Annotated in this window: 28 protein-coding genes and 2 pseudogenes; 16 read left to right on the top strand and 14 right to left on the bottom strand. The window is 55.0% G+C overall.

Going from position 1 to position 26,354, the window contains the following annotated elements; all coding sequences use genetic code 11:
• Position 1: 1 nt before the first annotated feature.
• On the top strand, positions 2–82 hold the full coding sequence (locus ACH6EH_RS16540; RefSeq protein WP_397333146.1) for an IS3 family transposase: 81 nt from the start codon (positions 2–4) through the stop codon (positions 80–82).
• A 42-nt stretch (positions 83–124) separates the two neighbouring features.
• Here the strand turns inward: ACH6EH_RS16540 and ACH6EH_RS16535 are convergent, their stop codons facing one another.
• Genes ACH6EH_RS16535 through ACH6EH_RS16515 form a run of 5 tightly spaced genes read right to left on the bottom strand, consistent with a single transcriptional unit; the run spans position 125 to position 4,171 of the window.
• Positions 125–961 (bottom strand): helix-turn-helix domain-containing protein, encoded by an 837-nt coding sequence (locus ACH6EH_RS16535; protein ID WP_397333137.1) that lies wholly within the window; start codon positions 959–961, stop codon positions 125–127.
• The gene (locus ACH6EH_RS16530) at positions 958–1,104 is read right to left on the bottom strand and encodes a hypothetical protein (RefSeq protein WP_397333136.1); all 147 of its coding nucleotides are present in this window, start codon (positions 1,102–1,104) and stop codon (positions 958–960) included. Before ACH6EH_RS16530 ends, ACH6EH_RS16535 begins: the two co-directional genes overlap by 4 nt.
• 49 nt (positions 1,105–1,153) lie before the next feature.
• Positions 1,154–2,218 carry a Gfo/Idh/MocA family protein gene (locus tag ACH6EH_RS16525; RefSeq protein WP_397333135.1) on the bottom strand — a complete coding sequence of 355 codons (1,065 nt, stop codon included), beginning with the start codon at positions 2,216–2,218 and terminating at the stop codon, positions 1,154–1,156.
• Positions 2,219–2,257: 39 nt separating this feature from the next.
• Entirely contained in the window at positions 2,258–2,986 is a 729-nt protein-coding gene (locus tag ACH6EH_RS16520) for a ThuA domain-containing protein (RefSeq protein ID WP_397333134.1), read from the bottom strand.
• Positions 2,987–3,007: 21 nt separating this feature from the next.
• Entirely contained in the window at positions 3,008–4,171 is a 1,164-nt protein-coding gene (locus ACH6EH_RS16515) for a Gfo/Idh/MocA family protein (RefSeq protein WP_397333145.1), read from the bottom strand.
• Positions 4,172–4,456: 285 nt separating this feature from the next.
• Between ACH6EH_RS16515 and ACH6EH_RS16510 the strand changes: the two genes are divergently transcribed.
• The 3 genes from ACH6EH_RS16510 to ACH6EH_RS16500 all read left to right on the top strand — a co-directional run bounded on the left by ACH6EH_RS16510 (position 4,457) and on the right by ACH6EH_RS16500 (position 6,936).
• Positions 4,457–5,155 (top strand): hypothetical protein, encoded by a 699-nt coding sequence (locus tag ACH6EH_RS16510; protein WP_397333133.1) that lies wholly within the window; start codon positions 4,457–4,459, stop codon positions 5,153–5,155.
• Between the two features lie 68 nt (positions 5,156–5,223).
• Positions 5,224–6,024 carry a hypothetical protein gene (locus tag ACH6EH_RS16505; protein ID WP_397333132.1) on the top strand — a complete coding sequence of 267 codons (801 nt, stop codon included), beginning with the start codon at positions 5,224–5,226 and terminating at the stop codon, positions 6,022–6,024.
• A 153-nt stretch (positions 6,025–6,177) separates the two neighbouring features.
• On the top strand, positions 6,178–6,936 hold the full coding sequence (locus ACH6EH_RS16500) for a MerR family transcriptional regulator (RefSeq protein ID WP_397333131.1): 759 nt from the start codon (positions 6,178–6,180) through the stop codon (positions 6,934–6,936).
• Positions 6,937–7,047: 111 nt separating this feature from the next.
• Here ACH6EH_RS16500 and ACH6EH_RS16495 read toward each other — a convergent pair whose 3' ends face one another.
• On the bottom strand, positions 7,048–8,463 hold the full coding sequence (locus ACH6EH_RS16495; protein WP_397333144.1) for an NAD-dependent malic enzyme: 1,416 nt from the start codon (positions 8,461–8,463) through the stop codon (positions 7,048–7,050).
• Positions 8,464–8,853: 390 nt separating this feature from the next.
• Here ACH6EH_RS16495 and ACH6EH_RS16490 point away from each other — a divergent pair.
• Positions 8,854–9,340: pseudogene (locus ACH6EH_RS16490) on the top strand (transposase); the annotation flags it as partial.
• A 346-nt stretch (positions 9,341–9,686) separates the two neighbouring features.
• Here the strand turns inward: ACH6EH_RS16490 and ACH6EH_RS16485 are convergent.
• Complete coding sequence (locus tag ACH6EH_RS16485) at positions 9,687–9,977, bottom strand: hypothetical protein (RefSeq protein WP_397333130.1); 291 nt, start codon at positions 9,975–9,977, stop codon at positions 9,687–9,689.
• Between the two features lie 275 nt (positions 9,978–10,252).
• Between ACH6EH_RS16485 and ACH6EH_RS16480 the strand changes: the two genes are divergently transcribed.
• Entirely contained in the window at positions 10,253–10,531 is a 279-nt protein-coding gene (locus ACH6EH_RS16480) for a DUF2309 domain-containing protein (RefSeq protein WP_138224431.1), read from the top strand.
• Positions 10,532–10,636: 105 nt separating this feature from the next.
• Here the strand turns inward: ACH6EH_RS16480 and ACH6EH_RS16475 are convergent, their stop codons facing one another.
• Positions 10,637–11,482 carry an undecaprenyl-diphosphate phosphatase gene (locus ACH6EH_RS16475; protein WP_397333129.1) on the bottom strand — a complete coding sequence of 282 codons (846 nt, stop codon included), beginning with the start codon at positions 11,480–11,482 and terminating at the stop codon, positions 10,637–10,639.
• Between the two features lie 55 nt (positions 11,483–11,537).
• Positions 11,538–12,149 (bottom strand): DedA family protein, encoded by a 612-nt coding sequence (locus ACH6EH_RS16470; RefSeq protein ID WP_397333128.1) that lies wholly within the window; start codon positions 12,147–12,149, stop codon positions 11,538–11,540.
• A gap of 236 nt (positions 12,150–12,385) precedes the next feature.
• Here ACH6EH_RS16470 and ACH6EH_RS16465 point away from each other — a divergent pair, with 236 nt between their 5' ends.
• Complete coding sequence (locus tag ACH6EH_RS16465; protein WP_397333143.1) at positions 12,386–13,525, top strand: NADH-dependent flavin oxidoreductase; 1,140 nt, start codon at positions 12,386–12,388, stop codon at positions 13,523–13,525.
• On the opposite strand, the gene ACH6EH_RS16460 is transcribed toward ACH6EH_RS16465, so the two are convergent.
• Together ACH6EH_RS16460 and ACH6EH_RS16455 are read right to left on the bottom strand one after the other, a co-directional pair.
• Positions 13,519–15,036: a sensor histidine kinase gene (locus ACH6EH_RS16460; RefSeq protein ID WP_397333127.1), complete on the bottom strand. Its 1,518-nt coding sequence runs from the start codon at positions 15,034–15,036 to the stop codon at positions 13,519–13,521. The genes ACH6EH_RS16465 and ACH6EH_RS16460 overlap by 7 nt on opposite strands.
• Positions 15,033–15,728: a response regulator transcription factor gene (locus tag ACH6EH_RS16455; RefSeq protein WP_397333126.1), complete on the bottom strand. Its 696-nt coding sequence runs from the start codon at positions 15,726–15,728 to the stop codon at positions 15,033–15,035. Before ACH6EH_RS16455 ends, ACH6EH_RS16460 begins: the two co-directional genes overlap by 4 nt.
• Positions 15,729–15,998: 270 nt before the next feature.
• Between ACH6EH_RS16455 and ACH6EH_RS16450 the strand changes: the two genes are divergently transcribed.
• The 4 genes from ACH6EH_RS16450 (at position 15,999) to ACH6EH_RS16435 (ending at position 19,097) form a co-directional block, all read left to right on the top strand.
• Positions 15,999–16,883 carry an EamA family transporter gene (locus tag ACH6EH_RS16450; protein WP_397333125.1) on the top strand — a complete coding sequence of 295 codons (885 nt, stop codon included), beginning with the start codon at positions 15,999–16,001 and terminating at the stop codon, positions 16,881–16,883.
• Positions 16,884–17,075: 192 nt separating this feature from the next.
• Complete coding sequence (locus tag ACH6EH_RS16445) at positions 17,076–17,846, top strand: C40 family peptidase (RefSeq protein ID WP_233281116.1); 771 nt, start codon at positions 17,076–17,078, stop codon at positions 17,844–17,846.
• 121 nt (positions 17,847–17,967) lie between these two features.
• On the top strand, positions 17,968–18,174 hold the full coding sequence (locus ACH6EH_RS16440; RefSeq protein ID WP_138224443.1) for a YwbE family protein: 207 nt from the start codon (positions 17,968–17,970) through the stop codon (positions 18,172–18,174).
• Positions 18,175–18,341: 167 nt separating this feature from the next.
• The gene (locus ACH6EH_RS16435; protein ID WP_397333124.1) at positions 18,342–19,097 is read left to right on the top strand and encodes a MerR family transcriptional regulator; all 756 of its coding nucleotides are present in this window, start codon (positions 18,342–18,344) and stop codon (positions 19,095–19,097) included.
• 23 nt (positions 19,098–19,120) lie between these two features.
• Here ACH6EH_RS16435 and ACH6EH_RS16430 read toward each other — a convergent pair whose 3' ends face one another.
• A complete protein-coding gene (locus ACH6EH_RS16430) occupies positions 19,121–19,600 on the bottom strand; it encodes a GAF domain-containing protein (protein WP_397333122.1) in 480 nt (159 codons plus the stop codon).
• Between the two features lie 162 nt (positions 19,601–19,762).
• Here ACH6EH_RS16430 and ACH6EH_RS16425 point away from each other — a divergent pair, with 162 nt between their 5' ends.
• Positions 19,763–20,071 (top strand): hypothetical protein, encoded by a 309-nt coding sequence (locus tag ACH6EH_RS16425; protein ID WP_138224449.1) that lies wholly within the window; start codon positions 19,763–19,765, stop codon positions 20,069–20,071.
• A gap of 94 nt (positions 20,072–20,165) precedes the next feature.
• On the opposite strand, the gene ACH6EH_RS16420 is transcribed toward ACH6EH_RS16425, so the two are convergent.
• Positions 20,166–21,182, bottom strand: a complete 1,017-nt coding sequence (locus ACH6EH_RS16420) for an alpha/beta hydrolase (RefSeq protein ID WP_397333121.1) — start codon at positions 21,180–21,182, stop codon at positions 20,166–20,168.
• Between the two features lie 254 nt (positions 21,183–21,436).
• Between ACH6EH_RS16420 and ACH6EH_RS16415 the strand changes: the two genes are divergently transcribed.
• The 3 genes from ACH6EH_RS16415 (at position 21,437) to ACH6EH_RS16405 (ending at position 24,366) form a co-directional block, all read left to right on the top strand.
• Entirely contained in the window at positions 21,437–22,195 is a 759-nt protein-coding gene (locus tag ACH6EH_RS16415; protein ID WP_397333120.1) for an energy-coupling factor transporter transmembrane component T family protein, read from the top strand.
• Between the two features lie 103 nt (positions 22,196–22,298).
• A complete protein-coding gene (locus tag ACH6EH_RS16410) occupies positions 22,299–22,871 on the top strand; it encodes an ECF transporter S component (RefSeq protein WP_208204190.1) in 573 nt (190 codons plus the stop codon).
• A 7-nt stretch (positions 22,872–22,878) separates the two neighbouring features.
• Complete coding sequence (locus ACH6EH_RS16405) at positions 22,879–24,366, top strand: ABC transporter ATP-binding protein (RefSeq protein ID WP_397333119.1); 1,488 nt, start codon at positions 22,879–22,881, stop codon at positions 24,364–24,366.
• 307 nt (positions 24,367–24,673) lie between these two features.
• Here ACH6EH_RS16405 and ACH6EH_RS16400 read toward each other — a convergent pair.
• Positions 24,674–25,114, bottom strand: a pseudogene (locus ACH6EH_RS16400) (transposase); the annotation flags it as partial.
• Positions 25,115–25,604: 490 nt separating this feature from the next.
• Between ACH6EH_RS16400 and ACH6EH_RS16395 the strand changes: the two are divergent.
• The gene (locus ACH6EH_RS16395; RefSeq protein ID WP_138224459.1) at positions 25,605–26,348 is read left to right on the top strand and encodes an ABC transporter ATP-binding protein; all 744 of its coding nucleotides are present in this window, start codon (positions 25,605–25,607) and stop codon (positions 26,346–26,348) included.
• Positions 26,349–26,354: the final 6 nt, after the last annotated feature.

Raw genomic sequence — 26,354 nt, 5'->3', positions numbered from 1 at the left:
TATTCATTTTTATAACTATGAACGATTACAAGCTAAATTAAACGGCCTTAGTCCAATGGAATTCAGATCTAAGGCCGCCTAATTAATTTTATTTATTTGTACTGTCTACTTGACGGGGTGCAGTTCAATCCTGGGGAGCAGCCCCCTGCTTGCGGTAATGGGACGGTGTCCGCCCTTTAATGGACTTGTACACCCGGTTAAAGGTGCGGATGCTGCTGAAGCCGCATTCCAGAGCGATCTCCATAATGCTGTCGTCGGTGTTTTCCAATTTGATTTCGGCCAGCGACACCCGCACCATATTAAGGTAGGTTTTGAATGACAGGCCCAGGGTCGATTTAAAGGTCCGGCTGAAATGGAAGGGATCCATATTGAAATGCCCGGCAATCGACTCCAGCGTCATCTCGGTGCGGCAGTTCTCCTCGATATAAGACAGCATCTTCTGCAGGCGAGCCCGCTGCTCGTAAGGCTCTTTGGCCTTGGGGGCCACCGGCATGCAGCGCTGCAGGTCTGCGCAAAGTTGCATCGTCAGGCCGCGGACCATGAGCGCCGAGGCGGGAGCAGCGGCTCCGCCGCCCTCGCATTCCTGGTAGATGGCTTGCAGCAGTCCATACAGCCGCTTCCGGTCTTTGTCAGCGGGGGTGAAGTAGGGAGAGGTAAACTGGAAGTCGCCCGGCCATGTCCGGGAGGAGCCGAGCAGCTCGGGCTTGAACACGAGAACCGTTGCACGGGATTCCTTGCCGCCATACTCGAAGGAATGAATGTCGTTACTGCTACAGATCACGAAATCCCCCGCATGAACCTCCCGCTTCTCCTCATTAACACCCAGCAGCAGACTGCCGGATTCAACGTAAATAATCTCGACCTCGGGATGACAGTGGGCATAGAACTGGATATTATTGTGACTGAAAATCTTTAAGGGAAGCTCACTGTCAAATTTCCAATTCTCGTAAATGAATTTCATGCCGCTCTCCCGCCTTTTCGCATCGTCTCCGCATCCTTTTCGTGGGCAATACTGCTTGTTAACCATGTCCATTCCATCATAGAGAGCAGGGGCGTTTTTGTCCAGTAGCTGGCGGCCAGGGCAATCACCACACAAAGAAACACGGCAGCTTCGGGAAGAAATCCCGTCACCGCCGTGCGCTATACATGCTCCTTATACTGGGGTATATGAACTCTTCATGTCGTAGAAGCTGCCGGAGTCTGAAGACAAATGGAAGGCCCACATGGCTTCCAGCACATGGTACGCCAGCTCACCGCTGGCCTGATGCCGCCGTCCCTCCAGAATAGCCTGTGCCATGTCGGCCGGGCCCAGCCCGCGGCCATTTGCAGCCATGCCTTCGATCAGCGGCACCTCGGTCCATTCCTCATCGCCGAGCTTCTTGTATTGTACGGTGCCGCCGAACGAGTTCGGATCCGGCACTCTCAGGCTGCCCTGGGTTCCGTGAACCTCGATGGGAGGCAGCGAGCTGCCGCCGAATATATCAAAGCTCGTAATCATCGTCGCAATCGCGCCGCTTTCAAAGGCGAGTGTTCCCGTCACGTGGGTCGGAATCTCAACCGGGATTTCGGCCCCTTTTTTCTTCTCACTCGTAATGACGCGCTTCTCAAATGCTTTGCTGGTCATGCCGGCTACGGTACGAATCGGTCCCATCAGCTGCACCAGTGCGGTCAGGTAGTACGGTCCCATATCAAACATAGGACCGCCGCCCTCGGCATAATAGAACTCCGGATCGGGATGCCAGTGCTCGTGACCGTGGCCCATCATGAAAGCGGTCGCCGAGACCGGACGGCCGATCACGCCATCCTTCAATAGCTTCAGCGCGGTTTGCAGTCCGGCGCCGAGGAAGGTATCCGGAGCGCCGCCTACATACAGGCCCTTCGCTGCGGCCGTTTCCAGCACCTGACGCCCCTGCTCTAGTGTCAGCGTCAACGGCTTCTCGACGTACACATGCTTGCCGGCCTCCAGAGCCATCAGGCATACGTCGCCGTGCGCGCCGGGAATGGTCAGGTTAATGATCAGATCAATATCGGGATGATCCAACAGCTCCTGCGGCGTGCAGGCTGCCGGGATCCCGTACTTCTCCGCCTGGCTGCGGGCCCGCTCCACATCAAGATCTGCACAGGCTACAATTTCCAGTGAATCAAAGCTTGGGATATTCTCCATATAAATGCCGCTGATGTTGCCGCAGCCTATAATACCTGTTTTTAATTTGCTCATGTGTGATTTCAGCTCCTAAATGAATGAGGTCTAATGCATTTACAGCTGGCTGTCGCTCATCCCGGTGTAGGTTCCTTGAGATTGGGCGGCTTCCATGGCTTCCGGCGCCGTCTTGCCTTCCGCTGCCCACAGCAGGCCGCGTCTCATTAATTCCTTCACCTGCGGCATCTCAACGATGTTTGCCTGATGACCCAGCGCGTTATAATACACGCGTCCGACGCCCCAGCGCTTGGTCCACACAACCGGCATATCGACCGGGTTATTCAGGCGGTGCGGGCCGTCTGCCAGCGGGAATCGAGTGGAAGCCAGAACATCCACTGCAGGATCCACGTGCAGGTAATACTGCTCGGATACAACCTTGAAGTGGGACATTCCGTGCACCAAGGGACTTGAGCTGTGCCGAATTTCGACCGTATACTCGACGCCGTCATTGCCTGGATGAGCTACCCATTGTCCACCGGTCATAAACTGCCAGTCTACATTCGTACGGAATGCATCACACATGCCGCCATGGCAGCCGGCAAGTCCGGTGCCGCTTTGGACGGCTTCCGAAACATTTTTGACATATTCCTCTTTAATCTCGCCCATCGTCCAGACCGGAACGATCAGATCCAGCTCCTTCAGCCGGGCGGCATCTGCGAAGGCATCCAGCGTGTTGGACACCTCGACCTCAAACTCATGCTCTTTCAAGATTTCTTCAAAAATACCCGCGACCTGCTCGGGCTCATGTCCATCCCAGCCGCCCCATACGATCAATGCTTTTTTCATGTCGTTTCACTCTCCTGTGTTCTACATTTCCGAAATGGATACCCAGCGGCGTTCCGCGATAGAGCGGTCCACAGCCTCCAGCACAGCCTGACACTTCACACCATCTGTGAAGCTCGGCTCGGGCTGGCGATTCTCCTGAATAGCTGTCGTGAATTCCAGGAATTCATGGATAAAGGTGTGCTCGAACCCGATCGTATGACCCGGCGGCCACCAGGCCTCCGCATACGCATGGGCAGGATCGGTGGCCAGCACGCGCCGGAAGCCCTGCACGTCCTCGGCATCCGAGGTGAAATAAACCTCCAGCTCATTCATCCGCTCAAAATCAAACCGTACGCTGCCCAGGCTGCCGTTGATCTCAAAGGCATTGGTCGAGCGATGTCCTGCAGCAAACCGGGTTGCCTCAAAGCTGCCCAGTGCGCCGTTCTTGAACCGGCTCAGGAACAGTGTCGCATCATCTACGGTGACTTCGCCCTTGGGACCGTCTGCGCTGCCCTTGGCACTCAGCCCGGTCATTTCGGCGGCGAGCGGACGCTCCTTAATAAATGTTTCGCTCATGCCGATAACCTCTTCCAGATCCCCAACGAGGTAATGGGCAAGATCGATCAGATGCGCCCCCAGATCACCATGGGAGCCGGAGCCGGCGATCTCTTTCTGCAGGCGCCAGACGAGCGGAAAGCTGGGGTCGAGAATCCAGTCCTGGAGGAACCAGGCCCGGAAGTGATAAATCTGCCCCAGACGGCCGCTTGTAATCAGCTTCTTGACCAGCTGTACGGCCGGGGAGAAGCGGTAGTTGAAGCCCGTCATGTGCTTGATGCCGGCAGTCTCCGCAGCCTGAAGCATCTCCCGGGCATCCTTTAGGCTTAGCGCCAGCGGCTTCTCACAGAAAATATGCTTTCCGGCCTGAGCGGCCGCCAAAGCAATCTCCTTGTGGGCATCACTGGGCGCATTAATATCAATAATGTCAATATCCTCTCGGGCAATGAGAGCCCGCCAGTCGGTTTCGGACTCCGCCCATCCGAAGCGGTCTGCCGCCTCCTGTACGGCCTGACCGTCGCGGCCGCAGATGACGGCCATCTCCGGCTTGGCTGCCTTCGGGAAGAACATCGGCAGAGCCCGGTATGCATTACTGTGGGCCTTGCCCATAAATTTATAACCGATCATTCCAACTCGCAGCGACACAAGCATCTCCTCCTTATCGTTCAAGCATGTCTATAGGCTGCAGCGCACTGGCAATATCATGATAACGTCTTCATTATAAAAAAACGTTCCGCCATCCGCTCGCCACTTTATGCTGGGCATTGGACAAAAATTGCTGGTTTTGGACAGCTTCACAATCGCCAGTCAGCTGGTTTGCGCGAAATGTGGTCGGGTATAAACGTATAAGTTGGTTTCACCTGCAAAAACTCAAGGATGGATGGTGCAGTAATTTATCTGCACCTGGATCACTACCGTTAAGGGGGCTGAGATAACTTGGATTCGCTCTGGTTTTTACTGTTGTCTGGAATGTATATTTGCCTGATGATTTGGGGAGTCATTATATATCGCCAGGATCGGTCTCCGGGAGGTTTAAGGTACCTTTTATTTGTGGTGACACTGGGCTTGGTGTGGGATAATGCTCTGCTTGGGACCGGGGCCTGGATTGGAGAGAGTGCGCTTCTTAAAGGTCTTAACTTCTCGCGTTTCTGGATTCATGCTTTATTCACACCGCTATTAACCATGGTTTCGTACGATCTAATAATCCGGGCAGGAAGCGATTGGGCCCGAACTCGAGTGGCTGCATGGGGAGCCTGGCTATTCACGGCGGCATTGATTGTGTATGAGCTGGTGACCGAAACACTGCCGCTGGAATTAAAGCCGATGTGGGAATACGGAGCACTTAGCTATGCTTCTGCAGATGAAGCCTCGGGTCCGCCGCTCATGGTGCTTCTGATCCTTATACCGCTGCTGACTGCTGGTATTGAGTTATGGCGTCATAAAGTGACACAGGCTCTCTTCTGGGGAACTCTGCTTATGGCTATAGGCAGCGCGATTTCCATACCGATTGAAAGCTCGGCCGCCACGAATATTTTCGAGTTGATTTTGACGATTTCCCTTTGGATTTCGATCTATAAGGTATCGACATTCAGCAAACATTCAGCTTCTACTAAGGAGAGCATCAGCCTTCGTTAAGCTTTCTTTCAGGTTGGAAACCTATACTATGAACTGTAAGATCATCCAACCCTAAAGGAGCGATTCACATGAACAACAAAACATTGAGCTTGAAAGTATTGGCGGGAACCATGGCGGCGGGATTGTTGCTGGGCGGAGCTGGATATATGCAGAATCAGACCTTTGCGGCAGCAGCACAGGAACAAGGCACGAGCGTGACGGATTCGGGCAGCGGAGAGGCTTCCACAGAGCGCAAGGGAAGAGGCTTTGCAAGAGAAGGCATGAAGCGCGGCGGCTTCCAGGGAGGCCAGGAGGGCCAGCGAGGCGGCCACGGCGGACATATGAATATGCTTGAGACGGCAGCGGCTGCATTGAGCCTGGAGCAAAGCGCGCTGATGGAGCAATTGAAATCCGGCAAGACGCTGAATGAGATTGCGGACGCACAGGGAGTTGCCCGGGAGGATTTGCTGGCTAAGCTGACTGCAGCATTCACAGAACAAATTGACACACGCCAAAGCGAAGGAAAGCTTACCGAGGAGCAGGCTGCACAGCAGAAGGAGCAACTCAGCGAGCGGGTTGCAACAATGGTGGATCAGGCCGGATTTGCTCAGGATAAAGGGGGAGCTGCACGGGGTCACGGCAAGGGCGGCTTCAAATTCGGCAGCCTGACTAAGGCTGCAGATATTCTCGGCATGACAGAGGAGGAGCTGAAGGCCGGGCTGAAGGAAGGCAAATCTCTGGCCGAGCTGGCTGAAGCCAAGGGCATCTCTGAATCGCAGCTGATTGAGCAGCTGAAGGAGCAGATGACCGAGCCGCTGCAGAAGTGGGTAAACAAAAAGCGCGGAACATCGGAGACCGGGGCTGAAGCTGCTGAAAACGAACAACTGTAAACCGATGATAAGTATTACCAAGAGGACCGCCGTCTGGATATTCCAGCGGGGGTCCTTTTGTTTCTGTTCAGAGGGAAACATAAACTATAAAAAAGAAGGGTTGACCTTAACGCAGCGTCAAGGTTTATGATCAAAGCCAGGGGGTGATCGAGAGTGGAGTATACGATACAGAAGCTTGCGGAGATGGCGGGTGTGAGCACCAGAGCCTTGAGATATTACGATGAGATCGGGCTGCTGCACCCGAACCGGATCAGCTCCTCCGGCTACCGGATATACAGCCGCAGGGAGGTCGAGCGATTGCAGCAGATTATGTTTTACCGCGAGCTCTCTCTGCCGCTGGACACCATCCAGGAGCTGCTGGATGCGCCGGGATTTGACAGCCTCGCCGCGCTGAAGGGACATCGGGAGCAGCTGCTAGGACAGAAGCAGCGGCTGGACCTCTTGATTCAGAATGTAGAGCGCAGCATTGCTGCAGCAGAAGGGAGCATGACGATGCGTGATGTAGACAAATTTGAAGGATTTAAGCGTCAGCAGGTGGACGAGAATGAGAAGAAATACGGGGAAGAGCTACGGACGAAGTACGGAGAGGAGACAGTTTCGCGGGCCAATCACAAGCTTCAGGGCATGTCGCCGGAGCAATATGAAGTTGTAACAGCGCTGGAGCAGCAGCTGAAGGCAACGCTGGCGACAGCGATGCAGTCGGGTGACCCGGCCGGAGAGCAGGCTCAGCAGGCAGCGGAGCTGCACAAGCGCTGGCTGTGCTTTTACTGGGACAGCTACAGCAAGGAGGCCCATGCAGGGCTTGCACAGATGTATGTGGATGACGAGCGGTTTACCGCCTACTATGATCAGGAGCAGCCGGGCACGGCGGCTTTTTTGAGAGACGCGATCTTGGTCTATACCGGTCAATAATCAGTATTTAAAAAGCCCTCCTTGGCCTGCTTGTCATCATCAGGCAGGCCAAGGAGGGCTATATCAGCTTTACACTTGCAGGGGAGGCGGATTACAAGAGAACCGGCCTCTTTATTCCCGCGGAATTCTTCGCGCTACGCCGCTCTGCACGGCAGCCTTGACCACCCGCTCACGAATGGCCTTGACCACATTCTGGTTGAAGACGCTCGGAATGATGTACGAGGCATTCAGCTCTTCCGCAGGAACGGCAGAGGCAATCGCTTCCGCCGCCGCCAGCTTCATCTCCTCGTTGATGTTGGACGCCCGGCAATCCAGTGCAGCGCGGAAAATGCCGGGGAAGCACAGCACATTGTTAATCTGGTTCGGATAATCCGAGCGGCCGGTTGCAATGACAGCAGCGATGTCCTCAACCTCCTCCGGCTGGATTTCCGGCACCGGGTTCGCCATGGCGAAGACGACCGGCCGCTCCGCCATAGATTGAACATCCTCCCGGCTCAGCACGCCTCCGGCGGACAGGCCGATAAATACGTCGGCACCCTGGATTACATCCTTCAGGGGGCCATCCAGCCTCTTGGGATTCGTGTGCTCCGCGTACCACTGCCACATGGGCTGATCGTAGGATTTGTCGCGGGTCAGAGCTCCAGCACGATCCACTCCGATCAGCTCGCCGACACCGGCAGCTAGCAGAATCTTGCTGCAGGCAACCCCGGCGGCGCCGATGCCGCAGATCACGACCTTAACCTGGTCCAGCGGCTTATCGACCACCTTCAAAGCATTAATCAGGGCAGCGTGCAGCACCACGGCGGTGCCGTGCTGGTCATCGTGGAAGACGGGGATATCGAGCTCCTCCCGCAGACGCGCTTCAATCTCGAAGCAGCGCGGAGAGGCGATGTCCTCCAGATTGATGCCCCCAAAAGCAGGAGCAATCGCCTTGATCGAAGCGATAATCTCCTCCGTATCCTGGGTATCCAGGCAGATCGGAAAAGAATCCACACCTGCGAATTGCTTGAAGAGCATCGACTTGCCCTCCATGACCGGCATGGCGGCGTACGGGCCGATATTGCCGAGCCCCAGCACGGCGCTGCCGTCGGAGATTACGGCAACCGTGTTTCTTTTTATTGTAAGTGTATACGCTTTCTTAGGATCCTCCTGAATGGCGGTACAGACGCGCGCGACATCCGGAGTATACACCCTGGACAGATCATCCCGGTTGTTGATCGGTACTTTGGGGTTGGTCTCGATCTTGCCGCCCAGATGCATAAGAAAGGTACGGTCGGAAATGTTCACAAGCCGGACGCCGTCCAGGCTCTTGACCGTATCTGTAACTTTGCTGATATGCGCGCTGTCGGTTACGGTAATCGTAATGTCCCTGACGGTGGTGTGGCCAGTGGACTGAATGACGTCAATCGCTACCATATCTCCACCGGCTTCCGAAACTGCCGAAGCGACCTGGCCGAATTTGATCCGGTTCGTGTCCATTTCAAGTCTGAGGATAATACTTTTGCCTCCGAGTCCTGTATGCTTCATAGCAACCTCCCGAGTAAATAGGATCAGTCTTGCGATAATACCTTCTAGATCATGCATGCCAATCCCTGCTTTTGATTCAACTAAGAAAAGGAGCCCTCTACTACTCAACCCAAAAGATGGTGTATCCGCCAACGAAGGCGTGGTCGCTGCAGAAAGAGGGGGCTTCCGATCGCTGTTGTCCCCAGATTTCTTGTTCATACCGCTTGGCGGATGAAATCCGGGGACAAAGGCGAGCGCTCCGCTTCTCCAGCCTCCCTCTTCCCTACGCTCCTTCGTCATCTACTGCAAAACCGTTAAGATAGAAGGATGGAAGCCCTTTGTTCCAGAATCAACCTTCGTTTTCATTCAGCCCGTACACGTCCTTGTATGACCTGATCGTGCCTAAAGACAAAAAAGCGTCGCGGCTGGCGTAACTGTAAAACCCTGATGGGCGACACGGCGTATTCGGAGAAAGACAACCTGATCTACACCAAGAAGAATCATATGGAACTGGTCTCCCGGTCAAACCCGCAGATTACGCAAGGGGGACGCAAGAAGGAAGACGGTCAAGAACCAAGCCGACACCTACTACTTTGATGTAGAGCAGTGCAAGAGGTGTCCCTTGAAAGAGGGATGTTACAAGGAGGGCGCCAAGAGCAAGACGTACTCCGTCACCATTAAATTCGGGGTGCACGCCGAATGAATGGCGTTTCAGGAAAGTGAGGCTTTCAAAGAAAAAGCCAAAGAGCGCTACAAAATTGAAGCGAAGAACAGCGGACTCAAGCACAGACACGGGTATGATGTGGCCACATCCTCGGGTCTATCCGGCATGCATATGCAAGGAGCAATGGCTACATTCGTGGTGAATCTGAAACGAATCTTTACATTAGGAAGCTGAAAGAAACCGAAAATAGGGGCACCGTGCTCGCTTTTATTGCGAGCTCGGTGCCCCTTTTTTTATATTAAAGTCTTTGAAACTTAATTATGGTAGTTCTTCAGTGGCCTCCCACTACTCAGGAGCTAGCTCCTTTATCTTTTTTGGGACTTTTAGCTTTTTCCTTTAATTCCACCTTGGGTGATCGCTTGAGGGACCACTTTTTTGCTTTTCATGAAGAAGTCGCATTTGTTCCTTTGTCAGCTTCCGATAAGTCTTTAATCTGCCATGGGCGATATTAAAAGCCATATTGCGCGTACGCCGCTCAATAGTAAGAACGTAAACGAACATCGAATCGTTCTTCTGACATTTAGGTCTCTGTGTTACAGCGCACACTTTTCCAAGACTTCGCGGATTCTGGATTCCGTTGGATTCGCTCGAGTCGTTGCAGGAGGATACGTTGCTCTTCTGCTTCCTCGAGACGAGTCAACCGATCATATAGCTGTTCAAACAAATCATATCCAATTAGAACCGTATCAACAGAGCCATTATCAGTAATATACTGCGGAAGCTCTTTGGCCTTTCTGCGCAACTCTCCAAATTTTTTGGAAGCATCGGAAGAAGTCACCAACTGGTCAACGTCAAATGTGGGTTTTGACATCTTTACTACCATCTCCATCTTCTCCTTGGTTACGTTATATTATTCCGGTTCATGATCTAAGTATACCATGCACTTACCCAATATGTTACGTAATATATTCCGTAATATGATCTCGATGGGTACTCATTGCTTTCTTAGTTCAATAACTCCGGTCAAAGCAGCTAGAATCGTATTTAGATAAGAACACCTTGTCTATTTGTAGGCGCATAGGAAGTAAGTTATTCTATTCTTTGAGTCTGAATCCAACGCTAATTAAAGACAGGAGACATGCAGCTATGGAGCAATCATTGAACAAGCAGGAGCTGGAACAATTTATCGCGTCCCGGACGGGTGCGGCGGTGGGAGATATCCGTCTTGTGCTGAAGCATGAGGAGGCTTATCTGCAAAAAGCGCATCAGGGCGCCAAGGGTGAAGTCGATATTGACAGCGACGACCTGGTGGATTATGTGCTGGAGCAGCGGGACGTCTCTCTCAGCGAGCTTGTCGTAGAGCAAATTCTGGACAGCGAGATGGACTACCTGGTGTCCAAAGGGCTCGCAGGCTATCTCGACTAGACAGATTCTGCATCCCTCGTCAAAAGAGCCGTCCTCCGGATCACTGCAATCCGGAGGACGGCTCTATTTCGTGTGCGGTGCAGCCAGGATGTCCTGGCGAAGCCTTTATTTCACCTGAATCCATACGATAAAGATCACGGCAGCGAGCACCAGTCTATAGATGGCAAACGGCACCAGCTTGATCCGGTTGATCAGCTTTAGGAAGAAGCGAATCGAGATGAGGGCAAACAGAAATGCACTGATAAAGCCCGCGATGAAAAAGGGAAGGGCGCTCATGGAGAAATACTCCAGGTTTTTGACCAGAGAAATAAGGCTTGCGCCAAACATAATCGGCACAGCCATAATGAACGTAAAGTCGGCGGCTGCGCGGTGACTCATCCCCAGCATGACACCACCGGAAATGGTGGAGCCCGAGCGGGAAAAGCCCGGCAGAATGACCGACAGGCATTGGAACAGCCCGACCCCGAGAGCCTGCTTGTAGGTCATCTGATCGACGGTCGTCACTTGTGGCTCCCGGCGGCTGAAGCGGTCGGCGACAATCATCAGCACCGCCCCGGCGGCAAGGCCGATCATCACCGTCTCCACCGAGAACAGATATTCATCAATAATATCCTCGAAGAACACACCCAGCAGCCCTGCTGGCAGCAGGCCGACGATGACCTGCGCGAGCTTCAGGCGTCTGCCATGCTCCGCCCCCGGTGCCGGCTGCTTCCGGCGGATGCCCAGCAGATCCATAAACCGGCTCCAGAAGACGATAACGACGGCAAGGATAGAGCCCAGCTGGACGACGACCTTAAAGGTGTTCGCAACGTATTTTCCCAGAAACTCCTCTGACTTCAGCCACATGTCGTCCATAATAATCATGTGTCCGGTCGAGGAGACCGGCGCAAATTCGGTCAAGCCCTCCACCATTCCGAGAATGACGGCCTTCATAAATAATATAAAATCCATAGTAATCCCATCTCTCCTTCATTTAAATGAACAGTATGAACAAGCCGTCTGTCTTCTAGGCCGACTTCTTGAATTTGCGAATGAACAGAATGACCGCAAATACGCCTGCTGCTGCAATCAAGCCATACGCTATGTATGAATATACATCCATAAAAGCCACAATGTCCTCCCAAGCGTCGCCAAGGACAGAGCCCAGCATGACCAGGATGATGTTCCAGATCAGGGTGCCAAGGGTAGTAAACAGCAGAAACATGCCGAATTTCATATTGGACATGCCGGCCGGAATCGAGATGAGGCTTCGAATGAGGGGTACCATGCGGCAAAAGAGCACGGTGAAATATCCGTATCGATCAAACCAGCGGTCGGCACGGTGAATGTCCTCGTGCTTGACACGAAGGAGATGCCCCCAGCGGTCAATGAGCTTCTCCAGCCGCTCTACATCCAGCAGCAGCCCGATGCCGTACAGTATACATGCACCGAAGACGGAGCCCAGTGTTGCCGCAAGAACAACGCCCGGGGCGGTCAGCTCGGTGTACGTCGTCATAAAACCGCTGAAGGTCAGGATCACCTCCGACGGGATGGGAGGAAATATATTTTCCAGGGCCATCATAAGAAATACGCCCCAGTATCCATACTGCTCGGTAAATTGTGTAATCCAGTTCTCCAAGTGGCATCACCTCTGAATCCGTTATGGCCGCAAAGCCTATTCTATTATATAGCTGCCTGGCTGACATGGATAGTAGGGAGGAGGAGCACAGGCCGGCTCTAGCCGGAAAAGGCTCCATTCCAGCCGGTTTGTGTCGAAGTTGGCAATCTTGTGCGAATTAAGGGTATGCTGTAATGAGGCTGGGGTATTATACTTTTGGTCTTCACCTTATAAATCTGGAGGGATACTTAACCATGATGAATAAAGCCTTTAAAGCATTGCTTGAGCCTGTACAGCTTCAATCAGGACTTCAATTGCATAACCGCCTGGTCATGGCGCCGATGACAAATTATGCTTCCCATGAGGACGGCACCGTGTCCCCTCAGGAGCTGCAGTATTATGCAAGGCGCTCAGCCGGAGTAGGGGCGGTTATTACCGCCTGCACCTATGTATCGGGAAATGGCAAGGGCTTTCCCGGTGAATTCGGCGGCCATAGTGATGAGATGACATCCAGTCTGGCCCAGCTGGCAGACACCATTCATTCGAGAGGCGCTAAAGCCATCCTGCAGATCTTCCACGGAGGACGCTCCTGCCCGCCCGAGCTTGTGAACGGCGACGTGGTCAGTGCCAGCGCAGTGGCCTCGGAGGAGCGGGGCGGCGGCGTACAGCCTCGCAGTCTGTCAGATGAAGAAATTCGGGACATTATCTCCGATTTTGGCGAGACGACACGCCGGGCCATCGAGGCCGGCTATGATGGTGTCGAGATTCACGGCGCGAACGGCTATCTCATCCACCAGTTCTTCTCTACGCATTCCAACCGCAGAGAAGATGAATGGGGCGGCAGCCTGGAGAAGAGAATGGCATTTCCGCTGGCTGTAGTGAAGGAGGTCACCGATGTGGTACGTAAAAAAGCTGACCGTCCGTTTGCCGTCGGGTACCGTTTCTCTCCGGAAGAGGCAACAACGCCGGGCTTTACCCTGGATGATACCCTAGCTTTGGTGGATAAGCTGGCGGAAGAGCCGCTGGATTATCTCCATGTGTCCCTGATGGACTACACCATCAAGCCGAGAACGGGCCCGGATGTGACGAAGACCACGCTTGCGCTGCTGCTGGATACGATTGGAACCCGGAAGCCGCTGATCGGTGTCGGCTCGGTGCACACCCCGGAGCAGGCGATGGAGGTGCTGGGAGCGGGCTCCGCGCTGGTGGCTCTGGGCCGTGAGCTCATTGTAGAGCCGGACTGGGTAAAGAAGGTCGAAGAAGGCCGGGAAGAGAGCATCCGCACTACCGTCGGCCCGGAGGACCAGGAGGAGCTGGTCGTGCCTGACGCGCTGTGGAATGCCATCATGAACGTGCCAGGCTGGTTCCCGGTTCGGGACCGCAATGAAGCTCACTGAACAAGGGCCAGGCGGACGCGAAACACACTGCCTTCACCGGGTGTGCTTTCAACCGCAATCATGCCGCCGTGGGCTTCCACAATGGAGCGGGAGATCGCTAGCCCTAGGCCCGAGCCCCCGGATTTACGGGCTCGGGAGACGTCGCTTCGGTAGAAGCGGTCAAAGACATAGGGCAGGGCATCTGGAAGGATGCCGGAGCCGTTATCCCAAACGCTCAGCTCGGCCTCGTTATGGATCCGGATCAGCTTGACCGTGATGCTGCCCGTGGAGGGATCCGTATGCTGTACCGCGTTGTGAAACAGGTTCAGCAGCACCTGCTTGAACTTGTCGGGATCACAGGCGCTGATCAGCTCCTTCTGAAGCTGAAAGACGGCCTGCCGATCACCGGCAAGCACGGTCAGGCTGGGCTCCACCTCAGCAATCAGGGCGGCGAGGTTTACTTTCTGCAGCTCCAGGCCCGGTGAACGATCCAGGCGGGCCAGGAGCAGCAGATCTTCGATCAGCTTCTTCATTCGGCCGGATTCCCCGTGCATACTCCGCAAAGCGGCCTCCAGCTGGGCCGGACTGACATGCCCCCGCAGCAGCACCTCCAGGAAGCCGTGAATAGACGTCAACGGGGTACGCAGCTCATGCGAAGCATCCGCGATGAATCTGCGCATTCCCTCCTTAGCCTCCACCTCTGCCCGGAATGAGTGCTCCAGCCGCTCAAGCATCCCGTTGAACGATTGCGCAAGGCGGTCAATTTCAACCTGGCCCTGGGAAGCCGGGAATTTCTCATTCAGCGTCTGTGCCCCGGTCCGCTGCACCGCAGCCACCATATTATTAAGGGGAGTCAGGGTTCGGCGCAGCAGGGGCAGATACAAGGCGACTCCCCCGGCAAGAGCAAGCAAAGACAATACCCCAAAGGTCATCAGCTGGCGCATGATGACGTCCTGCAACGGAGCTGCACTTACACCCAGCTGCATTAAACCCTGAGGCTGGGCGGGGCTCCCGATCAGCCGGAACACGACCAGCTGCGGAGTGCCATCCGGTCCATCAACCAACCGGTAAAGCTCGGGAAGCCGGGTTTCCGCCGACATCAGCGCAAGATAAGCTTCAGTGCCTAGCTGGGGCGGGGCGTAGCTGTGGTCGCGAAGTGCCTGAAGCTGCCCTTCCCTGCTGATCCAGGCCAGAGAGGTGTCCGGAAGCAGCAGGAGCGGCCTGCGATTCAAGGGCTCGGCAGCTTCTGCTGTCTCTCTATTCCGGCTCCTTCCCCCGGGAACCGGGGCTTCACCGCCAGTACCGCCACTCCCTCCGCCTGTCATCCATATCTCGCGAAAGTTCATCGACAGAGTCCGCAGCTGGGCATGCATCATGTCGGCCTGATTCTGATAAATGACGCTTCGCGTCAGCACATACTGAACAAAACCGATCATAAGCAGCAGCACCGCCAGCACGAGAAGGGAGCGGGACAGCAGCTGATACCGCAGAGAACGGGGGCCCTCCCGCAGCCGCTGAAGGTACATCCTCATGGCAGATCGAGCCGGTACCCGGCTCCCCGAAGCGTGCGGATCAACCGGTGCTCCTTATCTCCAAGCTTCTCGCGCAGAGAGCGGATATACACCTCTACAATATTGTCCTGGCCCCCGAAATCATAATCCCATACGAGGCTTAAAATGGTACTTTTGCTGAGCACGGTGCCATTCTTCTGTATGAGCAGCCTGAGCAGGTCATACTCTGTTGGAGAGAGCGCCAGTGGAGTGCCTTCATAGGTAATGCGGCGTTTGCGGTCATCCAGCCTGAAGGGGCCTGCAGATACTTCGCCCAGCAGTCCCGGAAACTGATTCCGAACCCGGGCCAGAATGCGGGCCAGCAGCTCTTCGAAGCTGAAGGGCTTGGCCATATAGTCATCGGCGCCGATCCGCAGGCCCTCCACACGGTCCCCGACCTCATCGCGGGCCGTCAGCATGATGACGGCAGCGTCGCTGCCGGCGGCCTTCAGCTCGCGGCACACCTCCATGCCGTTCATGCCGGGCAGCATGACGTCCAGAATAATGACATGCGGCTGAAAGGCTTCCGCCGCCGCCAAGGCCTTGCGTCCGTCGTCCGCCAGCTTAATCTGACATCCTTCCCCGAGCAATCCCATTTCGAGAAATTCTAAAATATGCGGCTCATCGTCCACCAGCAAAATCCGGACACCGCCTAAGGCTGTAGATGCTTCCATATACTAATTCCTCCCGTGCTTGTACCCATCGTTACACCCATCATACCGGAGCTTGCTGAAAAGCAGGTGAAAAACAGAAAAATTTTCTCATAGCAATACTGAATAGCTCCTGCCGTAAAAGGATTGACAAGCGCTTGACGCCATCTTATACTTCATAATTGATTCTAAAATTGAGGCTGTGGACTTTTCTAGAGCTAGCTCTATTTTCGCCACACCATTGTCATATAATGACAGTGGTGTGGCTATTTTATTTCAGAGGGGAAAGAAGCAATGAAGCGATGGCATTATGCATGGATTGTTTTTTTGGGCGGCTGCTGCTACGGGGTGTTATCCACCATGGTCAAGCTGGCATACGCTGCAGGCTTTACCGTAACCGAGGTCACGGGAAGCCAGTACGCGGTGGGCGCACTGCTCGCCTGGGTCGCCGTGATCATCACCGGAAGAAAGCGAGCCCGCTCCCGCTCCAGTCTAAAGCTGCTGCTCTCCGGCATTCCGTTTGGCCTGACCGGCATTTTCTATTATCAGTCTCTGCAGACGCTGAATGCGTCGCTGGCCATCGTCATCTTATTTCAGTTTGTCTGGATTGGCACGCTGTTTGAGTGGCTGTTCTACAAGAATAAGCCTTCGAGGCAGAAGCTTTTGTCCATTCTGGTGCTGCTGGCCGGCTCGGTGCTTGCAGCGAATCTTCTGCAGAGCGGGGGGCTTGCGGCTTCCGCAGCAGGCATTCTCTGGGCGTTGCTGGCGTCGCTCACATTTACGGCGTTCATCTTTCTCAGCAGCGCAGTCGGCAGAGACACACCGGCAATGCTGAAGACGGCGCTGTTATCGACAGGCGGCATGATCACTGTATTTCTATGCTTTCCGCCCGTCTTTATCCTGGACCTTTCTACCGTAAGCGGAGTGGCTCCTTATGGATTTCTGCTGGGTCTGTTCGGCGTCGTGCTCCCGCCGCTGCTGTTCTCCATCGGCATGCCGCATGTCGGGCCGGGGCTTGGCACTATACTGACGGCCTCCGAGCTGCCCGTAGCCGTTTCCATGTCTGCTCTCGTACTGGGAGAGCCGGTAGCTTGGCTGCAATGGCTGGGGGTGCTGCTCATTTTGGGCGGCATTGTGCTCGGCAACCGAAGAAGATCCCGGCCTTCGGCTGCAAGTTAGCTGCTAAATAACAGTAATCCAACCATAAAAATGGAATAAAAGAGACTTTAGTCCCTTGTTTTTGGTAAAAAGTGGAGTGGGGAACCATGTACAATGTAGCATGCGTGCCCGGATGTCATCCCGATATAATGAGGGCGGGAATACGGAGAGGGGCCGGATATCCCGATCAGACATCTGGGAGGAATACCGAACATGAACTTGAACATGATGAACAACTCCAGCAAACCGTGGAAAAAAATCTGCACAAGCGCGCTGCTTTCTGTCGCGATCGCCGGGGCTTTTGCCTTTGGTCCGGCACAACAGGCAGCGGCTGCCGCCTCAGCTGAGGCATCGGGCAATGTCTATCTGCGCAGCACGCCTTCTTCCGGAGGCAAGGTTGTGGACAAGATTTATAAAGGCGACGATGTGAGCATTCTGGCGCAGTCGGGCGACTGGTATCGCATTCGTACCGGAGACGGGACGACGGGTTATGCTTCCACCAAATACATTGAGGCGGCCAATACGTCGGTTAAAGGCGTGTCGAGCAGCTCGAGCGTCGAGAAGGTCATTCAGTCGGGCATGAAATATTTGGGCACACCCTATGAATACGGATCGAGCCGCAGCACAACCACTACGTTTGACTGCTCGGACCTGATGCGTCAAATCTTTATGGAGGGAGCGGATCTGAAGCTTCCGTCCGACTCGCGCTCCCAGGGTGCCTACATTCAGGAGAAGGGGGCCGCGGTGTACAGCACCAGCCAGTTGAAGCGCGGGGATCTGGTATTCTTTATGAGCTACCGGGGATCCTCTGCTTCAGCGTATGCCGGGGTGAACAAGTCATCGCAGAGAATTACCCATGTCGCCATGTACCTGGGAGATGGCAAGCTGCTGCACACCTACTCGAGCCAAGCCGGGGGAGTCATGGTTGATGACTTTGACGGCTCCTGGAAGTATCGCTTCCTGTTTGGCGGCTCTCCGCTATAAAGCCTCTTATCTATAGAGGAAATGGGTAAGGCCCGGTATATTTGCTTTTTCGGCTGGCATCCTTTAATGTGGACTCCGTAGAAAATGACGCTGTGCATATCAGCGCTAAACGAGGTGAAGCATGAACGGACAACAGCGATCCGCGATCCGGCCAGGCCTTGTGGTGGATATTGTTCTCAAGCAGCATCAGCGGACAGGACAGCTTACCCGCGGAGTGGTGAAGGATCTCTTAACGAACTCGCCAACCCATCCGCATGGGATCAAGGTCCGCCTCCAGGACGGTCAGGTCGGCCGGGTAAAGCATATTGTAACCGAAGGCTCCAGCTAAATAAAAAGCCGCTTCCAGAGCGCATGGATGAATTCGTAAATCCGTGCGTAAAGAAGCGGTTTTTTGTGTTTGATTTCGCGGTAAAACGTCTAACTCTATATATGAAGCGATAGTAAGATGTGCCCATAAACAGAACCAAGCACAGAGAGAAAGAGGTGACGGGACGAATGGCTTACAACCTGCAGGATATCGCCCGTGTTTCCGGTGTCGGAGTTCCCAGGCTGCAGGAATGGATAAGGCAGGGATTGCTGCAACGGTCCCCGGATGAAGAGGGCAGCACCCGTTTTGAGGAACAGGATCTGCTGAGATTGCAGCTCATCCTTTTAAATATGGAGCTACACATCCCTGCAAGTCAGCTGAAGCTGACTTTGGATGAGCAGGAGCAGGACATTGTCGCGGCGCTGCTGGCCCACAAGCAGAGCCTGATGGAGAAGGTGCGCCGGCTCCAGATGATGACAGAGACGATTGACCGAACCCTGTCAGATCTGGAGAAGGGGGCGGGGCCGAATCCGGAGACCTGGCTTGCCGGGCTGGGCGGCCAAGGCGCTCCGGAGTCCGGCTATTTGAGCAATGACAGTCTACACATTGAAGAAGACCCCTCGCAGGAGGGGCAGGAGGAGGACAGCCGCTGGTCCAAGGATGATTATTTGAGCACCCAGAAGGAAGCGGATGAGATTTATCTGGATCTATGCCGGGCCATGGATTCCGGCCTGAAGCCGGAGCACCCGGAGGTGCAGGGCATCATTGACAGGCACTACCGCTGGGTAGGCCATTTCTACACGCCGAGCAAGAAGATATATATTGATCTTGGAGAGCTGTACGTGGAGCAGGATGATTTCAAGAAGCTGTACGATGTCTATCATCCGCGCCTCGCCCACTATCTTCGGGATGCCATGAAGGTGTATGCCGAAGCCAGATTATAGTCCTGCACAACAGGACGGCATGCTTACAGAGTCCCCTGCAGAATGCCGACGAACTCTTCCAGAAACTGCTGATCCTCCGGGCTGAACCGGTTCTTCACCGGGCTGTCGATGTCCAGCACGCCGAACAGCTTCCCGTCCTTCAGTACGGGAATGACAATTTCGCTGTTTGAAGCTGCATCACAGGCGATATGTCCAGGGAAGGCATGGACGTCTTCCACGACGAGCGTCTTCAGGAGCGCCGCTGCCGTGCCGCATACACCGCGGTTCAGCGGAATGCGAATGCAGGCAGGCAGTCCCTGGAACGGTCCGAGGACCAGCTCCTTGCCGTCATAAATATAAAAGCCGACCCAGTTAATATCCTTCAGAAAATGCTGAAGCAAGGCTGAGGCGTTCGCCATATTGGCTACGCTGCTGGGCTCGTCGTGGATCAGAGCTTTGAGCTGTCCCAGAACCTGGGTATATTGTTCACTTGCCGTTCCTTCGTAAGGCATATTGTGGAACATAAAGGGATCACCTCTTTATCAAATTAGAATTATTCTAAGATAGTATAAGCGGAAGAGATCGTCAAGAGGGGTTTGATGCCGGCTGATTATGCCTGTCCCGGAAAGGGTAATAAGTAAGGGATTGCAGGCCGCGGCCTAGAAGAGTGAAGGGAGATACAGCCAATGCGTGCAGATGTACAAAGCTTGTTTATCGGCATTCATATGCTTTACCACGCTCATCAACGGGATCTTACGATCAGCGATATGCAGCCAGAGCTGGAACGCCACGGCTACAGAGTGGGAGACCGGGAAGTGAAATACGAGCTGGAGCGACTGACCCAGGAGAACTACCTGACGTCGCATGGTGAAGGCTACAGCATTACCGGAGCAGGAATTGAAGAGTTTAAAGAAATTCAGCGTAAGCTAAAGGAATTATGCGGTGAAGTGCTGCAGCCTGTAGATAAGGGCCAGGCAGCCGATACGCTGGCGTAATGCAGGTCATATAAGCTGCATCGGCTTTCAAACTTAAACAGCCTCTGTCAAGACGGATTGTCTTGACAGAGGCTGTTTTTTTAGATGTTTGGAGCTACAGGCTGGAAATCGAATCCGGAAAGAGCGGGACGCGCGCCGACGGGTCGGCCGATTCCTTGGCAGCTCCTATAGACTCTTGAGCAGACTTAGACGCGGCAGAGGCTTCACCAAGATATTCCCGGATAAAGGACCGAACCTCCTCGCGGTACTGCTGGGGATGGACATGGTAGGCTGCGGCATGATTTGCGCCTTCAATCAGCAGAAGCCGTTTGGGACCCTGCTTGGCTTCGTACATGTCCACGCTCATGTGAGTGGGCACATAATTATCGCGGGAGCCGTGAATAAAAAGCACAGGAAGCGGACTTTGCTGCACGCTGCGGATGGGACTGACCTGCTCGAAGCTAAAGCCTGCTTTTTTGCGGATCCGGTTGTTAACCCATTTCAGGAAATGAACAGGCAGCCTGTTCAGCTTCGTAATCTGATGCTTCATCAGCTCGCTGAGATCCGAGTAAGCACAGTCGGAAATGACGAGCTTCACCTGGGGTGGGACGTCCAGGGATAAGTACTCCAGCACCGTGCCGCCGCCGAGAGATTGACCATGAAGACCGATTTCGAGCTCCTCGCCATAATGCTCAAGCAGCCAGTTCACCCAAGCCTGCACATCATATTTCTCCTGATAGCCGTACGTAGTAAAGCGGCCCTCGCTCTGCCCGTGACGGCGCTGGTCGATCAGCAGCACATTGAATCCTTCCTCCGTAAACATATCCAGGAACTGGGTGGAGAAAGCCCGGGAGCCGGTGTAGCCGTGCACGATAATCATCCATCGCTTGGAGCGGGGATGCGGTGCTATGGCGGCGCCGGATAGCTTAAACCCGTCGATGCTCTGCAGGGTAACCTCGGTCTTGGCCAGTGCCTCGTAGCGGTCCCGGCTGTACAGTCCCAGACCTTCCAGAATGGTAAACAGCCGCAGGTCGTTCTTGACCCTCATCTGCGTAATTTGAACGTACCCGAACTGCGTGATGGCTGCAGTCAGCATGACCATCAGGATGACAATCGTAATCGCAATATACATTCCACATGCGCCTCCTTTCACCGAAAATCGCCGCGCGTCTCTCATCAGGTTTCATATTGACGAATTTATAAGGCATCACTCAATATAGAGTCATCCGCTAACGGCAGCTTTATTGTTTGTGAACCGTGGTGGATCATCCGGATTTATATCATTACACTTGGCTTAGTATGGCCGATAAGGCAAAAAAGAAGTCAAAAACTTTTAAACCTGAACTACGGTTTCGAACCAAGGTGCAGTGAAAGAAGGGGACAAAAATGCTGATCCAATACGAAGCAGGCGGCAGCCTGCTGCATCGCTGGGACCCGCTCGGAAAGCTGGCGGGACTCCTGTGTATCGCGGTTATGGCTATGCTGTGGAAGGGAACTGCCAGCCAGCTGCTGCTGCTCGGGCTGTGCATTGTGGCAGCCAGGTGGGGCGCCGGGATGTCGTGGCGGCGCATGTACCGCGGGGTGCGGTTGATTGCGGCGGTGGCGCTGCCTTATTTTCTGCTCACGGCTTTGACCGTACCTGGGGAAACGGTGTGGCTGACGTGGGGGCCGCTGCGGCTGACCGTGGAGGCAGTAGACCAGGCCGGGGAAATGAGCCTGCGAATGATCAGCCTGTTTCTGTCCTCTCTGGCTTATATCGCTACAACAAATCCACAGGAGCTGGTGGCGGAGATGGTGCAGCGGCTGCGTATTCCTTATCGCTTTGCGTTTGGCATTTCCACGGCGTTAACCTTTCTTCCTATGCTGGAGGAGGAGGGGGAGATGATCCGGGCAGCCCAGCAAGTGCGGGGAGGGCGGCCGCCGAAGGGATTGAAGGGAAGACTGGCCTGGGGGGCAAGATTCATTGCTGCCGTGCTGTTGAACAGCCTGCGCAGAGTGCAGCAGACGGCGGGAGCGATGGAGTCTAAAGGCTTTACCGCTTATTCCCATAGGACCTTTCGGAACAAGAGCGTGATCCCATGGTGGAGCCTGCCATTATTCCTGCTCATGGCGGGTTTGACGGTATGGACGGGCATCTACATGTAGATCGTTAACCGTTGTGCAATAAAAATAGGTTGACGAATGCAGGGGGAAGGCGGCACAATGGGAATTATCAAGCCAACTGAATTGAAATGGGGGAACTGAATTTATGCAAGCATCCAGAAAATTTACGACTCAGGATATTGTCCTGATGGCCATGCTGGCCGCGGTCAATGGCGTGCTGACGATGTACCTGAGCCCGGTGAACAAGCTGCTGACAAGCCTGGGAGGACCGATTGCCACTTCTGTCACTACAGGGCTGTATATCGTGTATGGCCTGCTCGCCTATTACATTATCCGTAAGCCGGGAACAGCGGCCATTACCTTCATGATCGGCGGTACCATTCAGGCATTGACGGGACCGACTTACGGCATTCCGGCCTGTTTTACCGCGGCAGCCTGTTATGCGGTCGTTGCTGAGGGTCTCTTCGCCGCATTCCGTTACAAGAAATGGAGCACTGGCGTAATGATGCTGGCCGGCGGTGCGCTCGTGCCGCTGTGGTTCGTATTCGCGGCGCAGATGTTCGGATATACTGCCTGGCCTGCTGGCGTCTTGGCGGCGGCACTGGCCGTGCGCATTGTGAGCGGTGTCGTGCTGTGCGGCCTGCTGGCGAAGGTCATCGGCGATGCCGTGGAGAAGACCGGACTGCTCCGCCGGTTTGCACTGGGCATGAAGGGCTAGTGTCCGGATGAGGACAGCAGCGGTCGTGAAAGCTGTTCACAGTGAGCAGCTTTCTTACCGGTATGACGGTGAATCCTCCTATGCGCTGAAGGAGGTCAATCTTGAGATTTTCTGTGGCAGCTGGACGGCGATCATTGGCGCAAGCGGCAGCGGTAAATCAACCCTCTGTCAGCTGCTGAACGGCACGCTGCCGCGAAGCGGCGGCGGGCTGCGGGAGGGGAAGCTGGAAGTCATGGGGCTGGACCCTGCCGCAGCGGAGCTGGCGGAGATCATTCCGGCTGCGGGTGTGCTTTTTCAGGAGCATGAGGCACAGCTGGTGAGAGGGATCGTGGAGGACGAGGTCGCGTTCGGCCCGGAGAACCTCTGCCATCCGCCGGAGGAAGTGAACCGGCGGATAGATCTGGCTCTGGCGGCGGTCCAGCTGAGTGACCGCCGGCACGATGCCGTGCGCCGCTTGTCCGGAGGACAGCGGCAGCGTACGGCTATTGCTGCGGTGCTGTCTCTGCAGCCGCAGCTGCTCGTCTTCGACGACGCCTGCGCGAGTCTCGACGCCGCGGCGCAGGGAAGCTTCCTGCAGCTGTGCACCGCGCTGCAGGAAGAGGGCCGGACGGTGATCACCGCGGCCGGCCGCTTTGACGATGCCGCGCGCTCCGCGTCGCGCGTCATCGTCTTGAGCGGCGGCGGCGTCGTGCTCGACGGGCCGCCGGCAGAGCTGCTGCGCCGCTGCCATGGGCAGCTGGCGGAGCTGGGTCTGCTGCCTCGCCTGCCGCGTGAGGCAGCGGCGGCTGCGCCGCTGGGGCCCGCCCTGCTGGAGGTGAAGGGTCTAACCTTCACCTATCCCGGCGGCCGGCGGGCTCTGGCAGGCGCAGCCTTTACCCTGCGCAGGGGCGAATGGGCCCTGCTCACGGGAAAGAACGGCTCAGGCAAGACGACCCTGAGCCGCCTGCTCATGGGCCTTGCGCCCGCGCCGCGGGGCACGATCTCATATGAGGGCAGGGACCTGGCCGGACGGCCTGTCCATGAAACAGCTGCCCTGTTCGGATACGTGTTCCAGCAGCCGGAGCATATGTTCACCTCCCACAGTGTATGGGAGGAGCTGATCTACGGCCTGCATGGCGGCCTGCCGCCGGCACAGCGGCCGGAGCTGACGCCGCAGCAGCGCGAGCTGGCGGAGGAGCTGCTGGCCGAGGCGGGATTGACCGCCCGGCTGGAAGCCTCGCCATATCTCCTCAGCCGGGGTGAACGCCGCCTGCTGGCTGTCATATGCCAGCTGATTCTTCCCAAGGCGCTGTACATTCTGGACGAGCCGACGGCCGGGATGGACTACCTGGATATCAGCCGAATTGTGAAGCTGTGCCGGAGTGCCTGCCACCGCGGTGCAGCCGTGCTCCTGATTACGCATGACCCCGAGCTGCTGGCTGCTGAAGCCACGCTTTCCCTTCATTTGGATGGCGGGAGGCTGACCGCAGTACCCGCGCCGCAGACTCAGTTATAGCCGCTGCCCAAAGCAAGCGTTAAGCCCGCTCGCGTCAGCCTGTCTTATCTATTGCAGCGCCCCCGCTTCTCAGGAGGCCACTGAAGAACTACCATAATTAAGTTTCAAAAGACTTTAATATAAAAAAAGGGGCACCGAGCTCGCAATAAAAGCGAGCTCGGCGCCCCTTTTTTCGGTTTCTTTCAGCTTCCTAATGTAAAGATTCGTTTCAGATTCACCACGAATATAGCCATTGCTCCTTGCATATGCATGCCGGATAGAGCCGAGGATGTGGCCACATCCTACCCGTGTCTGTGCTTGAGTTCGCTGTTCTATCAACGATGATGGACGTACTCTTCAGAACGCCCTTTTGAATCGCAAGTTCAACCGATTTCCCGATCAGCAAGTCAAGCAGATTGAGGTCTTTCAGCCTCCATTTCCGGAACTTGGTCAGCGAGCTCGAATCGATGACTGGATCCTCCGGTGCCATCTGCAGGAAATACTTAAAGGACATGTCGTAACGTGAGCGCTACACCATGTCCACGTCGGAGAGGTCGGAAATGGCTTTTAACAGGAGGTATTTAAACATCCGTACAGGGTCGATGGCGTTACGCCCATGATCCAGACAGTAGTTCGCTCGCAGTTCCTCGTACACAAACGAAAAATCCACCTGTTCGTTCAACTGGCGGAGCAGGTTGTCTTTAGGCACGATCAGGTCATACAAGGACGTGTACGGGCTGAATGAAAACGAAGGTTGATTCTGGAACAAAGGGCTTCCATCCTCTCTATCTTAACGCTTTTGCAGTAGATGACGAAGGAGCGGAGGGAAGAGGGAGGCTGGAGAAGCGGAGCGCTCGCCTTTGTCCCCGGATTTCATCCGCCAAGCGATATGAACAAGAAATCTGGGGACAACAGCGATCGGAAGCCCCCTCTTCCTGCAGCGACCACGCCTTTGTTGGCGGATACACCATCTTTTGCGTTAACCTTATTTTACAACAAAAAAAGGTACTGCTCCCTTAATTATTTCGGGTGTAGTACCTTCTTCGATTTAGTCAGGACTTTTTCAGCGCCCCCGCTTCTCATAGGGGGCGCTGCTTTGCTGTATGCCGAAGTGCCGAAGTGCCGATGTGCCTCGCAGCGGCCTGGAGGGTGCAACCCTGTCGTGGTTTTTTCGTATGTAAAAGGGACCAAGATTAATTCATAATGCTTCCAATTAGATTGAACACGAAAGGTGGGAAATACAAGCTATTATGAAGCCTATGGAAAATGAGAATGAAAAACCCTCACAAAGCAGAGCGAACACACGCCCGGTGCTGAGCGTAAATATCCAGGAAGCCGGCTATGAGCCCGGCAAGCTGCAAATCCAGGATATTGTCTTTAGCGTCGCACCTGGCGAGCTGCTGGGGCTGATCGGTCCCAATGGCGCCGGCAAAAGCACAACCATTAAAACCATGCTGGGCCTGCTGGAGCATGCCAAATCAGACATTTACATAGCGGGAGATCCGCCCCGATACGCCTATGTGCCGGAGCAGCCGATCTATTATGAGGATTTAACCCTGTGGGAGCATCTAGATCTGGCTGCTGCTGCCTTCGGCCTCCCTGAATCCCACTTTGAACGGAAGGGGAATGAGCTTCTGCAGCAGTTCGGCATGGATCATGTCAGGCATGATCTGCCGGGCGGCTTCTCCAAAGGCATGAAGCAGAAAATGATGCTTATGATTGGCTTTCTGTCCTCGCCCGAGGTTTATATCATTGACGAGCCGTTCATCGGTCTGGATCCCAGAGCGACAAAGGATTTCCTGGGGCTGCTGAATCAGGAACGGGAGCGGGGAGCAGGCATCTTAATGTGTACGCACGTGCTGGATACGGCAGAGCGAATCTGTGATTCCTTTATGATGCTCTCGAACGGGCGGATCGTATCGCGGGGAACCCTTCAAGACATTCGGCAGGCCGCTGGTCTGCCGGAGGGCTCGCTGTTTGACTGCTTTGATGCCATGACATGAGGAGAG

The organism is Paenibacillus sp. JSM ZJ436 (assembly GCF_044383795.1).
Taxonomy (GTDB): domain Bacteria; phylum Bacillota; class Bacilli; order Paenibacillales; family Paenibacillaceae; genus Paenibacillus_AQ; species Paenibacillus_AQ algicola.
Note: the sequence above shows the minus strand (reverse complement) of the source record. Positions and strands in the feature narration are given on the sequence as shown.